This window comes from Mesorhizobium sp. M0293 (assembly GCF_040321735.1).
In the GTDB taxonomy this organism is placed as follows: Bacteria; Pseudomonadota; Alphaproteobacteria; order Rhizobiales; family Rhizobiaceae; genus Mesorhizobium.
This window is the reverse complement of sequence record NZ_JAMYSA010000127.1, coordinates 1-15,740: the sequence shown is the minus strand read 5'-3', so window position 1 is coordinate 15,740 and position 15,740 is coordinate 1. Positions and strand designations below refer to the sequence as shown.

Genomic DNA, 15,740 nt, shown 5'->3' with positions numbered 1-15,740 from the left:
CACCCTGCTCAACTGACGCAACAACCCGTTCGCGAAGATCCATCGAGTAAGGCTTGCCCATCCATGCTGACCTCCTTGCCCAGCAAGAAGGTTGAATCAGATTTGCACGCCTAAGGGAATCCCACGCCGATTCAGTCTCATTTCATTCCGCTCTAGTGCCCAAACCGTTGTAACAATGGAGAAAACCATGTTCGATCATATCTCGATCGGCGTCCGCGACACCGCCGCCTCCAAGCGCTTCTACGATGCGGCGTTGAAGCCGCTTGGTTACAGCTGTCTCAGCCAGTCGCCGGGTTCGTTGGGCTATGGAACTCAGGGCGTCGCGCTATGGGTCAACGAAGCGGCACGGCCTGTGCCTTCAGACGAAAAATCCGGCCTGCATTTCTGCTTCGCCGCACCGACGCGGGGCAGCGTTGACACTTTCCATGCCGGCGCGTTGCGTGAAGGCGGCATCGACAATGGCGCGCCGGGTCTGCGCGCCGACTATGGCGAAAACTACTATGCCGCCTTTGTCGTTGACCCGGACGGCTATCGCCTCGAAGCCTATTGCGACGCTGCCGGCTAATCCGTCGAAGTCCTCAGTTTCGCGGTCCTGACTGTTCCCACCGACCGGGCTTTGCTCTACCAATATCCTGGTACGGGCTCGGCCCGGCGGGAGGGGTCAGAGATGCCGAGTTTCGACAGCCTGTTCAACGCCTTCGTCACCATTCTCGTGACCATCGATCCGCCTGGCCTGGCGCCGCTGTTCCTGGCCGTAACGCGCGGCATGAACCGCGAGGAGCGCCAGCAGGTTTCCGTCCGTGCCTCGATCATCGGTTTCCTGGTGATGGCGCTGTTTGCGGTTGCCGGCGCCTCGATCCTGTCGGTGTTCGGCATCACGCTGCCGGCTTTCCGCGTCGCTGGTGGCTTCCTGCTGTTCTTCATCGCATTCGAAATGGTGTTCGAGCGCCGGCAGGACCGCAAGGAGAAGATCGGCGACGTCGCCATCACCAAGGACATGATCCACAACATCGCCGCCTTCCCGCTGGCGATCCCGCTGATCGCCGGTCCCGGCGCCATTTCGGCAACGGTGCTTTTGTCCGGTTCGTTTCCAGGATTTGCAGCCCAGGCGGCCTTGGTCGGCATCATCTTCGTCTGCCTCGCCATAACCTATCTGGTGTTCGTGCTGTCGGAACGCATCGACCGCATCCTCGGCCAAACCGGCCGCTCGATCCTGACCCGGCTGCTCGGCGTCATCCTGGCCGCACTTGCCGTGCAGTTCGTCGCCGATGGCATCAAGGCGCTGATGGCGGGCTGAACGGCAGTTTCTACTGCCTACTGCCTACTGCCTACTGCCTATTCACCCCCGTATCGATCACTTCGAAGTCGTGAGTGATCGTAGCGGTTTTGGCCAGCATCGCCGAAGCCGAGCAGTATTTTTCGATCGAAAGATCGATCGCCCGCTTGACCTTGTCGGGCGACAGCGCCCGGCCCTTGACCACGAAATGCATATGGATGCGCGTGAACACCCTGGGCTCGGTTTCGGCCCGGTCGGCGTCGAGTTCGACGACGCAATCCTCGACCGCCTCGCGGCCCTTTTCGAGGATATGCACCACGTCATAGGCCGAACAGCCGCCGGTTCCGATCAGCACCAGTTCCATCGGGCTCGGGCCCGGCGTCCTGCCTTCCGGTCCGGGCGCGGTTCCGAGCACGACCTTGTGGCCGCTACCCGACTCGCCGACGAAGGTGCGTTCCTCGACCCACTTGACGCGCGCTTTCACGTGATACGTCTTTCCGCTGAAATCAATTGATCGGCGCGCGCTGCGTGCCGATCATATCTTGATACCGGTCCGTTCGCTCACCAAGGTAGTATGGAACGCCAAACTGTAAAGTGAGAGAGAGACCCATAGGTCCTGCCCAGTCCATTGCGATACATAGCCAGCGCCCCGTAAATTTCGTCAACAATCATTCCATCTGGGGTGCTATTCCAGTCCGATTCTTTACGGTTCGCAAGCCTTAAGAAGGGGCTCATTGCCGCCCCTCTGCCGGACCATGGGTCCGGCATTCACCCGCTAGGATATTTGCAGCAGACGATCTTACTGATAGAAGGGAACCACGGTACAGCCGGGGACGGCGATGGCCGTGCAGACGACGACGGGCCACCTTTTCAAAGGTCGGCCCGTTGCCGTTTTATGGTGCCGCCACGTTCGCGACCGAGTTGCTCAGATCCAATGCAACATCCCTGTCGAGCGATCTGGGCTGATCGGAGATCGCCCTCGCCAATACCGTCTTGCTACCGACCAGCACGACCCTGCTTACCGCCCGCGTCAGGCCTGTGTAGAGCATGGTCCTGTCAAAGTTGAAGCTCGGCGTCACGGGCATGATGACGTTCGCGAACTGGCTTCCTTGGGCCTTGTGGACGCTGATGCAGTACGCGAGCTCGATGCGGTCGAGGTCAGCCCGGCCGATGTTGTGAGCCACGCCGTCGAACTCGGCGGTCAGCCAGTCAGGTCCGATCCTGACGACCCTCCCCAGCGACCCATTCCAAAGGTGGCGGTCGTAGTCATTCACCGTCCAGATGCAAGGGTCCCCGTGCGCGAACTGGCCGAAGGTCGGCCTCCCTCTGGCATTCGCGGAATGGAAGCGACGGTTGATCGCGTCGATTCCGGCAGGTCCGGCGTACGACGCCGCAACGATCTGGACATCTTCGCCCTGCAAGTCGTTGAGGACGTCCTCGATGATGTCGACGATCGCGTCCGGTTCGCCCGGAAGCAAGCTGCAGCCCAACCTGGCGGCGCTGTATCGAGGCAGCGACACGACCTCACCGAGCCTGATCGCCGACGAGACCTTCGGAATGCCCGTGGCCTCGTCCGCTCTGAGGATCTTCGTCAACTCAGACTTCGGGACAAGACTGCACTCGACGAGCTTGTGAAGCGTGAGGCCGAACCCGATCGGTGGCAGCTGGGCTATGTCGCCCACCAGCAACAATGGGGCGTTTTCAGGAAGGCAGAACAGGATGCGGTACAGAGTGGGAAGGTCCAGCATCGACGCTTCGTCGACGATGACGAGGGTGTGCGCCCCTACCTCGATCCGGCCGTCACGGGCGGCCGCCAGCCACGAGGCGATGGTCTGCGCCGGCTGCCCGGTTGCTTGCGCCATCCGTTGCGCCGCCCGCCCTGCTACGGCAAGCTGGTAGACCTTGAAGCCGAAGGATCGGGATGCGGCGTTGATCGCCCTCAGCGCGGTGGTCTTCCCGACGCCGGCTCCGCCGACCAACATGGAGAACGTGTTCGAAAGCACCATGCGGACCGCCGCGACCTGCTCATCGGTCAGAGGATTGGCTTGCGACCTCCCGAACTTGGCCAGGAACGCATCGATCTGTTCGTTGCCGATGTTGCCGAGGAAGAGGTCACCGCGGTTGCCCTTGGCATCGATGTGACATCGGACACGACCCTCGATGAACCGCTCCATGTACGCGGCTCCGGCTGGCTGGTAGCCATCGGCAACAGGGATGGCGGCCCCGTCCTCGACCGCTAGTCGGACCGCGGCGGCGGCGAGGCCATTGGCACCCAGCCGTCGGGCGGTCATGGTCATCACCAGCCCTTGGGGCGACCAGGTGTGCTTCCGATCGAGCCGATCGTAGAGAACGCTCTCGACTCTAGCTACCAGGCGGCGTTCGTCCTCGGCTGCGATTCCGAGAGCGCGCGCCGTGCGGTCCACCTGCTCCCATTTGCATACCGTGAGCAGACGGTAAGGATTGCTCCTGATCTTCTGGACAGCCTCCTCGCCCCAGAACTCCACGGCCTTGCGGGCGACTTTCGGGTCGATCCCGTGCTCGTCGAAGAACACCACACAGTCGACGACCGCCTGCTGATTCCTCCATGCGTCGACTACTATCCGGGCATGGCTTTCCTGCAGCACCTCGGATAGCCGACCGTAAGCGCCGTTGCCGAGGATCGCATACAACTCCTCCCCGAATCGCTCCCAAAGGCGCTTCGCCGTGGCCTTGCCGATGCCGACGAACTCGGGACGCGAAGCAAGGAAGTCGACGACGTGCCGGCCTTTCGGCAAGGCAGCGATCAAGCTATCACCCTCCTGCCCGTGGTGGTCGCGTGTTCGTAGCGGGCAAGCTTGCGCCTCAGCTCGTAGTTCTCGCTCCGGAGGGCGGCAAGCTGCTGCTCGAGCGTGGTGATCCTAGCCTTGTCGCCGCTGTCCCGGCGGGCCGTCTCTGCCACCTTCGCCGAGGCGTCGAGCCCGAGTTCCTCCACGGCGTCACTGAGCAGTTTTTCGAACCGCTTGTTCTGGGCGAACGTTTCCCTGTTGAAGCCGCAGGCAGTGGCGACAGCCGTCTTGTTTACCCGGCCTCCACGGCTGGGCAGTTTGAGCTGGGCGTCGCGGAGTCGCTGGATGTACTGTAGCAGGCTGCCGTAGTTTTCCTCGCTGATCTGCTGGAACGTGTTGAGGCTCATTTCTTCGCGCTCCTGTGGCGCTCGACCGCTGGAAGGAGCTGATTCAGGTCGCGTTCCGTGATGCCGCGATTCCGGGCGTTGTACAGCCAGACGGCGAACGTCTCGAGGAAGCCGTCGCGCTGCTGCTTGAGTACGGCGACCTCGGCCCTGAGTGTCTCGACACGGTCCAGCGCAGTTGCAAGCTCTGGGGAGATGTCTGGCGAAGCTGGGCTCGCCGACTTGCCCTCTCGGACGCGTTTTTTGGCTAGGTCGAACGCAATCTTGACATCGTCGTGAGCGTCCAGCGCCTGGCGCGAATACGGCCTGCCAAGCGCGGCCGTGACCTTGTCGACCAGCAGGTCCCAGGTCAGCTTGCCGCGCCAGCTCGTGAGCTGATTCACGATCTGGTCGATGTCGTTGGGGGACAGCTTCGGCTTCGGCACGCTCAGTCGTCCCACATCGTCTCGAGTGCCTCCGCAGCGTCCCGGTCGAGCGACTCGGAGTCGGTGGCGTTCTCCCCGTCCCGATCCTTGCGGTCCCGGAGCGCCATCGCTACCTCAGTGTCCTGCCTTTCGGCCTCCAGATTGATGATCGTTCCGTCCGGTATCGTGTCGTCCTGGTGAATGTCGAGCATCCTGCGCATGATCTCGATCTTCCGCAGGTGATCCTTCGTCCACCGGTCCGCGCCGTATATTCCATCCGCTTCCGCCGCCTTGGACTGCTCCAACTGGACCAGCGCGAGTTCCAGGCGACCCTCGATCTTAGCCTGATGCTTCGCGTCCCCCTTCACGAAGACACTCTCGGAACACCCAAGGCAGTCGCCGAGCACCTGGCATGGGAGCAGCGAGTAGTCGTGGATGCAGATGCCGGAGTCGGTTATGTGGGCCGAGCCGATCTGGGCGTTCAGAAAGTCCTTGCGGCTGACCGGGTTCTTGATGCGCTCGGGACTCGCCGCCTCGAACAGCGGACCGACGCCGCCGTTCTCTTCCAGCAACTCCCTGATCTGGGAGAGCGTTTCCTCCGGGGTGACATGGTTGTAAGCCTTGTTTTGTGAAGGGTCGCGGCCGCTCCATTTCGCGATGTCAAGGTCGCTCATTCCGCGGAGCTGGGCGACCGTGTTCAGCCAGTGTCGGAACGAGTGCGTCGTGATCTCGATCGGTGATCCGTCGCGCTCGGTGAAGCCCCAGCGCTCGAACACGCTGGCCTTGCCGTCACTTCCGGCCAACCAGCTCTGGAACATCTGCACGGTACAGTCCTCGATCATGCAGTTGAACGTGGCGCGGTCGAGGTGCGCTGCATTGTAGGGGAGAACAATCAGCGTCTTGGAGTACAGCTGACTTTCATCACCATTATAGTTCGGGAAGTTGTTGGGGAGGAGCGTCAGGATATGACGTTCTAGATCGGCGAGGCAAATCTCATCGATATTTCCAGCCCGCGCTGTGACGGTGCGCCAGCCTATGTCTTGGTGGGCTCTAAGGTATTGATTGGCACTCGTTCGAAGGCTAAGGCCGAGCATCTGCCCAAAGTCTCTCTTTGTGATCCACTCCTCCCCGCGGAGATGGGACAGTTCGGCTGGCAGCCATAGCTGGCCGGGATACGCTTCGTACCAGGCGGCAATCTCGCGTGCCGGACGGCACAGGTCGCGCAGCCGCCGCACCGCCTCCTGTGCGACCGACACCATGACGGTCGGCACCCACTTCATCTGGGGCGGATTGCCCTTGCCGGGCCAAACGCGAATGCCGTAGGCTTCGCCTTCCTCCACATACTCCACGCCGTCGCTATCGATCCGCTTCAGCATCGCGGGCTCGCGGACTTCGCAGTTTTCGCGCAGCTGCAGAACTTCGTGCGCCCGGATCGGGATGGAGCAGCAGATGGCGCTGACGGCCGACATCAGCTTGTCGATGAACGTTTCGGCGTTGCGGAACACGTGAGCGAGCGCCGAATAGGCTTCCGGGCTTGGAAGCCGGTCCTCGCGCCATTCCTTGGCGATGTCACCCAATTCCTCGGTACGGTCCTTTGGTTTCCTGACACCGTGTCGCCACTGGAAAGGGGCATTATAAAATCGGTGTTCGCGGCAAAACCGATGGACCTGTTCGATGTAGAGCGCGAACTGGTAGTGCCTTGCGGCTCCGACACCTTCCTTGGCAAGTGTCACAGCGGTGTTCAGCACGGTCGGATTGCAGTCCGAGATCTGAGGAACGAGACCAAGCGACCGAAAGGCAGCGTCGATGAACTGCAAGGCGTTCAATCGCTTGATTTGATTTTCGAACTGGACCGGCGAGGTTGCGTGCTTGTAGCGGCAGTAGGCCTTTGCAAAATCGATGTAACTGCGGTCAAGGACGGTTCCGTCTACTGTGCCATCCCTGTTGGCGCGCGACCCCGCGCGATAGTAATGGAGGCGTCTGTTTTCCCTGTTCTGACCCTTGGTTATGAATGATCCAACTGCGTTCCAGGTCGGAAGGTCCCAGTCCTCTGAGGGAATCAACGCGTTCAGTTCATAACGGGCGAGCCGGATGAAGTCTTCCAGCCGCGACTTCGGCTCGACCGTACCGCGGGATACGAATTTGACAACGGCAGTGCTCATGTCGCCTCTCCTGCCGAGATCACACCGCTTTCGGCAGCGCAGAGCTGGATGACCTCGGCTACCGCCAGGATTGTCCGGTTCTTGATGTTGTAAATCTTGGGGGAGTAACCTTCGGCGATCATACGGTCCCGATCTTCGATAAGCACGATGAGGAACTCCTCATGCGGCGCCTCGAGCCACGGTTGGAAGTGGCGGCAGGTATAGCAGGCGAAGGGCGCGTGGAGGCCGCAGAAGCTCATCTGCCCGCAAGAGCCGAGCGGACGGTCGACGTTGTTCCGGAGGGTTTTGTCGTAGATGCGGCTCCTCGGGTCGTCGCCACGAATGGCATCCGCCTCAGCCAAGATTAGGACGCCTGCGAACGCCTGTGCCAGCGACGCAAGCTCCATGGCCAGATGGCGGTCGAGGCGCTCGACCATTGCGGGGCTGGCCTCGTAGTACACGTCTACGCTCTGGGTGTCGGAATGGTCGAGCAATTCTGCGACCGTGTACTTGTCTCGCCCGTCATCGACCGCGCGCTGCGCCAAGGTGATCCTGAACCGCTTCGCGTTTGTTTTCAGGCCTGTGATGCGACCAAGGGTCGTTTTTAGCTTTCTGCCAATGTCTTGCGAAGGCATGTGATAGAGCAGCCCTGGTAGGACGCCTGCTGATGCAGAGATAAACAAAGGCCATTCGCCATCAGGAATCTCCGGATCGTTTTTCATGACCCGATTCTGTTCAATCAGGTGATGAAGGAGGCCGCCGATCTGTTTGCTGCAATACCTTGTCTTAAAGGAATCCCGTATTCTCGTGCCCCACTGCTTCGCGCGGGGAATCTGCAGTGCATAAAAGTGACCGCCGCTGGCATCGTTGCTCACAACTAAGTCTTTTTCCTTCAACGCGGCGATCTGGACGGGCCGCGCACCATACGCCAGAAAGAGCCAGGCCATGGCGTAGCTTTTGAGATCAATGTCTCCATTGGCATAGGCCGTGTTGAGACAAGACTGGATCGAGAGAAGCTCGGTGTCGCTGAATGCGCCATCTTCAGGGTCGCGGGTCCGAATAGACGTACCTTTGATGTTGGACTTGATAACGGAGTCCCGTAGGAAGCCGACTGCTTCGTCGGAACAGCCTCCATATCCAAGCGCCGCCATGTCGAGGAACAGTATGCGCAAATGCCCCAATTTCCATTCCGATGTGTCGTCGAGGCGACTCCTGTAATTGATGAGGTGATGAAGTCCTATCACATCAACAATTATAGCTGACGAGGACAGTTCCGAATCATACAGAGCCAAAAAGCGCTGCCATATGTTGCGTAAGTGTGCGGCTGAAGAGGTCGTCGCATACTGAATGAGAGTTAGCTTGAGCCGATGCACCAAATGTCTACTGAGCATTTCGAGCTTGCTGAATCGGAACCAGATTGTGGCATGTACTATACTTGCGACCAGCCACTCGTCTGCCCTCGGGTCAAACACTACGCCGTCCCTAGTCGTTACGGAGGCCGGGAGTGGCGGAAGGCCCTCCAGTAGAAGAGGCTCGTTTGAAGCAGCTTTCATGGTCGAGCACTCCCCGCCGCGCCATGGTGTTGAATGTCAAGGCTATCCTGCAACTCGACCAACACCTCGTTTGATCGCCGCCGGACCGTTCGTCGGAGGTAGGCTTCTGCGGACTCCTCCCGACGCCAGCCCATCAGCCGAGCGCGCCATTTCGCCTCCTGGTCGCCAGGAACTCCCTTTCGGTCCATGGCGTCCGAGAAGGCATCGTTCCAGGAGTGGCGAAGGACGTGCGCCGACAGCTTCTCGGGCAACCCGGGAACGCGACTGCGCAGAGCCCTCATGAGCTTGTTTACGCTCGAGAGCGACAGCGGCCTGCCCTCGTCGCAGTCGACGATCAGGAACGGGTGCCTTCGCGCCCCGACGATCTTCGACCGATGATGAACTATCCATTCGTACAGGAGGTCGGTCAGCCGGCCGCTCAACGGCAGAACACGCGCCTCTGTCTTCGAAGAAGGCTGCACCTTGCGGGGGTCGTCGGGGTCGTCCGGCCGACGGTGTACGGTGACGGTTCCGTTTGACCCCAGTTGGACATCCTCGACGCGGATGCCGAGCAGCTCGCCGCGTCGGACGCCGAGGCCGAGCAAGAGGCTGATGATCAGGTAGTTGCGGAAACGAACCTTCGGCTCGAAGGGGTTCTCCGGGTGGTCCGGCTCGATCGCGGCGCGAAGGCGGGCCACTTCGGCTTCCTCGAGTCCTTCCCGGGCGCCGAGGTCATTGCGGCTGGGCTTCTTGATCGCTTCGTATCGAGACCTGATCCATTTGAGACAGTTGTCGCGGACACTGCTGTAGTGGCCCCATCTGTCGGGCCAAAGATGGAGGCGGGACAGGTGGTCGGCGCTGGTGTATTCGATGAAGGAGTGAACGGCAGCCAAGCGGTTTCGCTTTTCGAGGAGGTTGACCGTGCGGCGACTTGCCTTCTTCTTGTTGTTGGACTTCCGGACCACAAGACGGATCACATGACCGTTCTGGTCAGGCAGCTCGCCGACAGCCTCGTCGAGGTACCGTCCGCAGAAGGTGTCGAGGTCCGTGACTTCGGTCAGGGTGAGGAGCGCGCCGGATTCGAAGCGATCCTGCAGGTCCACACCGCGGGCGTCAGCCCAGAGATACAGGTACATCAATGCGCGAAGGTCGTTATGCAGCGTGTTCGGCTGGACTCCCGAGGGGCGGCGTTTCGAAACAACCCAGTAGGTCGGCGCTTGCATAGGAATGCCTGTCGCAGCCCAAACGAGGAAGGGCATGCGCTCGCCGTCGGCGAATTTCGACCAGCGCACTGCGTATGGGTTTCTGGTATTTCTTGACAAGAATCAGCGTTCCGCCCTAGCGTGGCGCAGATTGCAGAACGCGAACTGATTCGTCAAGCAAAAAACCTTTACATAACAAGGTTTTAGCTATAATTACTTTACAGAATTTCTGTCGGTCGACTCTAGAACGGGATTTCGTCGTCCAGTTCGCGCGACGAACCGCCACCGCCGCCACTCTTGGCACCACCGCCGCCGCCGCGATTGAAGCCTTCGCTCGGGCTGGACTGGCCGAAATCGGAACCACGGCTGCTGCCACCACCGGCATAGCCGCCGACCTGGCCGCCCTCACCCTGTCCGCGTGCGTCGAGCATCTGCAGCTCGCCACGGAATTTCTGCAGCACGACTTCCGTCGTGTACTTGTCGGCGCCGGTCTGGTCCTGCCATTTGCGCGTCTGCAGCTGGCCCTCGACATAGACCTTCATGCCCTTCTTCAGATACTGCTCCGCCACCTTGGCGATGCCCTCATTGAAGATGACGACGTTGTGCCACTCGGTTTTTTCCTTGCGCTCGCCGGAATTCTTGTCGCGCCAGCTTTCCGACGTCGCGATGCGGATGTTGACGACCGGCTCGCCCGAGTTCAGCCGGCGAATTTCAGGGTCCGCACCGAGATTGCCGACCAGAATGACCTTGTTGACGCTACCCGCCATGATATTTCTCCGCTCATCCGAAACCAATTTTTGTCGCAGCACCTTACAGGCTGCGGACGTCAGCCGCCTGCTAAGGCTGGCTTTTCCCACAAGGTTTTTTGTTCCCTTTTCGTTCTATAGAGTAGACGCTGTTCTGTCAATGTTTGTCGGCATCATGTAGTGTTTCGGCCTGGAATTTCCACGACATCGGGAACGGATCGGGGGGATCGAAATGAAATCAGTTGCACATGAGGACCAGCAGCGCGAGCAATGGCGAGCAGGCGTGGAAACGCGTATGCACGTGTCAGCCAGCAACGGCGCAACGCAACTTTGCATATTCGAGCAATGGGTCGAGACCACGGTCGGTGCCCCAACGCATTGGCATCCAGTCGAGGAAGTGCTCACGGTCATCGCAGGCAAGGCCGAGATGTGGATCGACGATGAGCGCAGCGTCCTGACATCGGGACAGTCTCTCGTTGTTCCCGCGAACAGGAAACACGGTTTCCGGAACGTCGGTTCCAAGCAGCTTCACATCCATGCCGTGCTTGCGTCGCCGATCTTCGAGGCGACGTTTGATGGACCTGCGGGAGTGGTGAAGCGCTGGCTTCCGGCAATTTCGTAAACAGCGCTTGCCAAATCGATAAGTATCGACTTATGCTTTTGTCATGATCGAAGCAGAGATTTTCCGCGCCCTGGCCGATCCGACGCGCCGCGCTGTCTTTGAGCGGCTCGCCGCTGGTGAAATGACGGTATCGGAATTGCGCACCGGCATGACGGTGTCGCAACCGGCGGTGTCGCAGCATCTGGCGGTGCTGCGCGGCGCCGGCCTGGTGGTCGAACGGCGTGCCGGCCGCAACGCTTTTTACCGCGCCGACCCGCAGGGGCTCGCCCCCCTGCTCTCCTGGATCGAACGCTACCGGACCTTCTGGCCGGAACGCATCGAAAGACTGAAGGCGGTTTTGAAGGATATGGACCAATGACGAACGTTCGATCGATGAAGGCCGACCAAAACCATCGTGAAATCTCTCCCGATGCGATCGAGTTCGAGTGCGACCTTGCCGAGCCGCCGGAGAAGGTATGGCGGGCCCTGACCGTGCCGGAGCTGCTCGCCGCCTGGATGATGCCGAACGACATCAAGCCGGAGACCGGCAATCGTTTTGCCTTCGCCGGGCCAGAGGCACCGATCGAATGCGAAGTCCTCGACGCCGAGCCGGAGAAGCTGCTGCGCTATTCCTGGCGGGAGCAGCCAGGCGACGCCGCGCGGCAGGATCGCCTCGACAGCCCATTGGACAGCCCATTGGATAGCATTGTCACCTTCACACTTGCCCGAACCGTTTCCGGCGGCACCCATTTGCGCATCGTTCATGACGGCTTCGCCCGCAAGGCAATGCCCGCGGTCGCCATGGCGGGCACCAGCTGCCGGCTTTCGCTCGACGCAAACGGTTCACGCAAGCCAATCGCCGCGAACACACCTCGCCGCTTGCTGCGTGCAGCCTGAACAAGGACAATGGAGAGAAGATCATGAGCGGTGTTGCCAGTCTGGTGCCGATGGTAATCGAGCAATCGAGCCGCGGCGAACGCGCCTTCGATATCTTTTCGCGGCTGTTGCGCGAACGCATTGTCTTCATCAATGGCGAGATCAACGACGACATCTCGGCGTTGGTCTGCGCGCAGTTGCTGTCGCTGGAATCGGACAATCCAGACAAGGAGATCTCGCTTTACATCAACTCGCCGGGCGGTGTGGTGACCAGCGGCTTCGCCATCTACGACACGATGCAATATATCAGCTGCCCGGTGTCCACCGTGTGCATGGGCTTTGCCGCCTCGATGGGTTCTTTCCTGCTGATGGCGGGCACACCGGGGCGTCGTATCTCGCTGCCGAACGCCACCATCCTGCTGCATCAGCCGCTGGGCGGGTTCCAGGGCCAGGCCTCCGACATCCAGCGCCATGCCGAGCGCATCATCCAGACGAAACGGCACATGGCCGAACTCTATGCGCAGCATTGCGGCCGCACCTATGAGGAGGTCGAACGCACGCTGGACCGCGACCACTTCATGACCGCCCGCGAGGCCCAGGCCTGGGGCATCGTCGACCACGTTTTCGACACGCGCAAAAAGGCGGCATAAAAGTGGGCCGGATCGCACTCCCGCCGGCGCTCAAGTGGTCGCCCAAAGTGGCCTGGTTTTGGGAGAATGATATGCATAAAAACAAAGGCCTAAAACGCATCGCCTGAATCCGTTCTCGAAACACGACACGCTTTGGACGATTTGACGATGCCGGTCTGGTCCCATCGCCGGCACGCCACTATAATCCTGGGATGACCGACACTCATCCGCCCAGAACATTGTACCGTGTCATCGCCATTCTAGCGCTCGCGTGTCTCTCGAGCGGCACAGCCTTCGCCGGCGACGGCTCGGCGCAGGCGCGGAAAGGCGCCCTGCCCGGCGTGGCCGGCGATTGTCGCATCGCCAGGCCGACTCCTCAGCCCGAACCCGATGATGCATTTCCCGGCAACGGCAACGGCCAGTTCAAGATCGGCGATACGGATGTCAGGATTTCCGGCAGCATCACCGTCGATGTCGGCGTCGGCTCAATCGGGCAGCCGCGCCACTGATAGTGGTGCCGGCGTGCTGCGCTGGCATATCGCCAACAAGACAATTCGCACATAAAGCGGCCCCGCCGTGCCTTGCGCAAACGGACGGGGCCTTTTTGGATCTCAAATCCAACTTCTACCGGGGGCGTACTGCCGGCATTTGATTTCGGATGCAACGCGGCGTCAGCCGACGATCCGACTTCAGTCTCTGATTTTTACGGGGTATGGCAGGTCACGGTTTGTCGGGTGGCGCAGACGCTAAACCCTGGCACTTATGCCTGCCGCCGCTCCAGTAACAACTGGAACCCTGTGGGACGATCCGGTGGCGTCATAGCTCCGCTCCTTTTTGTCCATTGCGACGTTGTCGTCCGAAGCACAAATCGCTAATGCCTGCGGCGTCTCGCAGGCCGCCTCCGGGCGGCGAGACCATCGAAAGACGGCCGGCTTCGTTGACTGCCGAAGCTTGCCTCCAGGAGCAGGCGCCCGTCAAGCTTCAATAGCCGGTTACCGAAAAATGTGATCGCCGGGAGGTTACGTGCAAGTCAGTTTTTGCACAGCTTTGTCAGGAGCGTGTTCGGTCTTTGTTCTTTCTGCTTGCCCGTTCACGCGAAAGACGCTTAAACGCTTTTGTCGGGAATTGTGGCGTCTCTCGACGTAGCGGTAAAACTACCTACATAGGGGATGGTTGGGAAAACCCGCCATTCCAGGAAATTCCAGATTCTGAGGCGGCGACCGGCGATGGCCGACCATAAATATCTTTCCATTCGCGGGGCGCGCGAACACAATCTGAAGAATGTCGATCTCGACCTGCCGCGTGACAGCCTGATTGTCATGACCGGCCTGTCGGGTTCCGGCAAGTCGTCGCTTGCCTTCGACACCATCTATGCCGAAGGCCAGCGCCGCTATGTCGAAAGCCTTTCGGCCTACGCACGGCAATTCCTCGAAATGATGCAGAAGCCGGATGTCGACCAGATCGACGGCCTGTCGCCTGCCATCTCGATCGAGCAGAAGACCACCTCGAAGAACCCGCGTTCGACGGTCGGCACCGTCACCGAGATCTACGACTACATGCGCCTGCTGTTTGCGCGCGTTGGCATTCCCTATTCGCCGGCCACCGGCCTGCCGATCGAGAGCCAGACAGTTTCGCAGATGGTCGACCGCGTGCTGGCGGTCGAGGAAGGCACCCGCCTGTTCATCCTGGCGCCGATGGTGCGCGGCCGCAAAGGCGAGTACCGCAAGGAACTGCTGGAGCTGCAGAAGAAGGGCTTTCAGCGCGTCAAGGTCGATGGCGTCTTCTATGAAATCGCCGACGTGCCGGCGCTGGACAAGAAGTACAAGCATGACCTCGACGTCGTCATCGACCGTATCGTCGTGCGCGGCGATCTGGCGACACGGCTTGCCGACTCCATCGAAACCGCGCTGAAGCTGGCCGATGGGTTGGCGGTAGCCGAATTCGCCGACAAGCCGCTCGATTCCAGCCAGACCGGCGAGGATTCGGTCAACAAGTCGAAGAACGAGACGCATGAGCGCATCCTGTTCTCGGAAAAATTTGCTTGCCCGGTCTCCGGCTTCACCATTCCGGAAATCGAACCGCGCCTGTTCTCGTTCAACAACCCGTTCGGCGCCTGCCCGACCTGCGACGGCCTCGGCAGCCAGCGCGCCATCGACGGCAATCTGATCGTGCCGGACGAAAACATCTCGCTGCGCGACGGCGCCGTCAGCCCGTGGGCCAAGTCGACCTCGCCCTATTACTCGCAGACACTGGAAGCGCTCGGCAAGGCCTATGGCTTCAAGCTCGGCGACAAGTTCAAAGACCTGACCGAAGAGGCAAAGGAAGCCATCCTGCGCGGCACCGGCGAGCGTGAGATCACCTTCCAGTATGATGACGGCCTGCGCTCCTACAAGACCACCAAAACCTTCGAAGGCGTCATTCCCAATCTCGAGCGCCGCTGGAAAGAGACCGAATCCGCCTGGATGCGCGAAGAAATCGAGCGTTTCATGTCGGCCACGCCCTGCCCGGTTTGCAAGGGCTACCGCCTGAAGCCCGAGTCGCTGGCCGTAAAAATCGCCGGCAAGCACATCGGCGAAGTCACCGAGCTTTCCATCCGCAAGGCCGACCAGTGGTTCACCGACCTGCCTGCGTCGCTTAACGACAAGCAGAACGAGATCGCGGTTCGGGTCTTGAAGGAGATCCGCGAGCGGCTACGCTTCCTCAACGATGTCGGACTCGACTATCTCACTTTGTCGCGCAATTCCGGCACGCTATCGGGCGGCGAAAGCCAGCGCATCCGGCTGGCATCACAGATCGGCTCCGGCCTCACCGGCGTGCTCTATGTGCTGGACGAGCCGTCGATCGGCCTGCATCAGCGCGACAATGCGCGCCTGCTCGATACGCTCAAGCACCTGCGCGACATCGGCAACACGGTGATCGTCGTCGAGCATGACGAGGACGCCATTTTGCATGCCGACTACGTCGTCGACATGGGCCCGGCCGCCGGCATCCATGGCGGCGAGATCATCGCCCAGGGCACGCCGCAGCAGGTCATGGCCAATCCCAATTCGATCACCGGCAAATATTTGTCGGGCGCGCTCGAAGTGGCGACGCCTGGCGTGCGCCGCGAGGCGAAGAAAAACCGGCGCCTGAAAATCGTCGGTGCGCGCGGCAACAACCTGAAT

General features: G+C 60.6%; 16 protein-coding genes. 8 read left to right on the top strand and 8 right to left on the bottom strand.

Features of this window, described 5'->3' with window-relative positions:
• Window positions 1-187 precede the first annotated feature (187 nt).
• Window positions 188-565, top strand: a complete 378-nt coding sequence (locus tag NKJ06_RS30135; RefSeq protein ID WP_352811691.1) for a VOC family protein — start codon at window positions 188-190, stop codon at window positions 563-565.
• A gap of 102 nt (window positions 566-667) precedes the next feature.
• On the top strand, window positions 668-1,297 hold the full coding sequence (locus tag NKJ06_RS30130) for a MarC family protein (RefSeq protein ID WP_352627853.1): 630 nt from the start codon (window positions 668-670) through the stop codon (window positions 1,295-1,297).
• A gap of 31 nt (window positions 1,298-1,328) precedes the next feature.
• Here NKJ06_RS30130 and NKJ06_RS30125 read toward each other — a convergent pair whose 3' ends face one another.
• The 8 genes from NKJ06_RS30125 to NKJ06_RS30090 all read right to left on the bottom strand — a co-directional run bounded on the left by NKJ06_RS30125 (window position 1,329) and on the right by NKJ06_RS30090 (window position 10,491).
• Window positions 1,329-1,760: an OsmC family protein gene (locus NKJ06_RS30125; protein WP_352627854.1), complete on the bottom strand. Its 432-nt coding sequence runs from the start codon at window positions 1,758-1,760 to the stop codon at window positions 1,329-1,331.
• Window positions 1,761-2,169: 409 nt separating this feature from the next.
• On the bottom strand, window positions 2,170-4,062 hold the full coding sequence (locus NKJ06_RS30120; RefSeq protein ID WP_352811688.1) for an AAA family ATPase: 1,893 nt from the start codon (window positions 4,060-4,062) through the stop codon (window positions 2,170-2,172).
• Window positions 4,059-4,448, bottom strand: coding sequence for a VPA1267 family protein (locus NKJ06_RS30115; protein ID WP_352811687.1), 390 nt, complete (start codon window positions 4,446-4,448; stop codon window positions 4,059-4,061). The genes NKJ06_RS30120 and NKJ06_RS30115 overlap by 4 nt, the downstream gene beginning before the upstream one ends.
• A complete protein-coding gene (locus tag NKJ06_RS30110; RefSeq protein ID WP_352811685.1) occupies window positions 4,445-4,870 on the bottom strand; it encodes a hypothetical protein in 426 nt (141 codons plus the stop codon). Before NKJ06_RS30110 ends, NKJ06_RS30115 begins: the two co-directional genes overlap by 4 nt.
• Window positions 4,871-4,872: 2 nt before the next feature.
• Window positions 4,873-7,011: a hypothetical protein gene (locus NKJ06_RS30105; protein WP_352811683.1), complete on the bottom strand. Its 2,139-nt coding sequence runs from the start codon at window positions 7,009-7,011 to the stop codon at window positions 4,873-4,875.
• Window positions 7,008-8,543 (bottom strand): site-specific integrase, encoded by a 1,536-nt coding sequence (locus NKJ06_RS30100; protein ID WP_352811682.1) that lies wholly within the window; start codon window positions 8,541-8,543, stop codon window positions 7,008-7,010. The genes NKJ06_RS30105 and NKJ06_RS30100 overlap by 4 nt, the downstream gene beginning before the upstream one ends.
• Window positions 8,540-9,844: a tyrosine-type recombinase/integrase gene (locus NKJ06_RS30095; protein WP_352811680.1), complete on the bottom strand. Its 1,305-nt coding sequence runs from the start codon at window positions 9,842-9,844 to the stop codon at window positions 8,540-8,542. The genes NKJ06_RS30100 and NKJ06_RS30095 overlap by 4 nt, the downstream gene beginning before the upstream one ends.
• Before the next feature lie 122 nt (window positions 9,845-9,966).
• Window positions 9,967-10,491 carry a single-stranded DNA-binding protein gene (locus NKJ06_RS30090; protein ID WP_352627855.1) on the bottom strand — a complete coding sequence of 175 codons (525 nt, stop codon included), beginning with the start codon at window positions 10,489-10,491 and terminating at the stop codon, window positions 9,967-9,969.
• A gap of 211 nt (window positions 10,492-10,702) precedes the next feature.
• Between NKJ06_RS30090 and NKJ06_RS30085 the strand changes: the two genes are divergently transcribed.
• The 6 genes from NKJ06_RS30085 to uvrA all read left to right on the top strand — a co-directional run.
• Window positions 10,703-11,092, top strand: coding sequence for a cupin domain-containing protein (locus NKJ06_RS30085; protein ID WP_352811678.1), 390 nt, complete (start codon window positions 10,703-10,705; stop codon window positions 11,090-11,092).
• A 43-nt stretch (window positions 11,093-11,135) separates the two neighbouring features.
• A complete protein-coding gene (locus NKJ06_RS30080) occupies window positions 11,136-11,450 on the top strand; it encodes an ArsR/SmtB family transcription factor (RefSeq protein WP_352627857.1) in 315 nt (104 codons plus the stop codon).
• The gene (locus NKJ06_RS30075) at window positions 11,447-11,968 is read left to right on the top strand and encodes an SRPBCC family protein (protein ID WP_352627858.1); all 522 of its coding nucleotides are present in this window, start codon (window positions 11,447-11,449) and stop codon (window positions 11,966-11,968) included. The genes NKJ06_RS30080 and NKJ06_RS30075 overlap by 4 nt, the downstream gene beginning before the upstream one ends.
• A gap of 23 nt (window positions 11,969-11,991) precedes the next feature.
• Window positions 11,992-12,597, top strand: coding sequence for an ATP-dependent Clp protease proteolytic subunit (locus tag NKJ06_RS30070; RefSeq protein ID WP_352627859.1), 606 nt, complete (start codon window positions 11,992-11,994; stop codon window positions 12,595-12,597).
• A 191-nt stretch (window positions 12,598-12,788) separates the two neighbouring features.
• Window positions 12,789-13,085, top strand: a complete 297-nt coding sequence (locus NKJ06_RS30065) for a hypothetical protein (RefSeq protein ID WP_352811675.1) — start codon at window positions 12,789-12,791, stop codon at window positions 13,083-13,085.
• A 717-nt stretch (window positions 13,086-13,802) separates the two neighbouring features.
• Window positions 13,803-15,740 (top strand): excinuclease ABC subunit UvrA (gene uvrA, locus NKJ06_RS30060; RefSeq protein ID WP_352811673.1); only part of this gene is annotated, 1,938 nt, incomplete at its 3' end.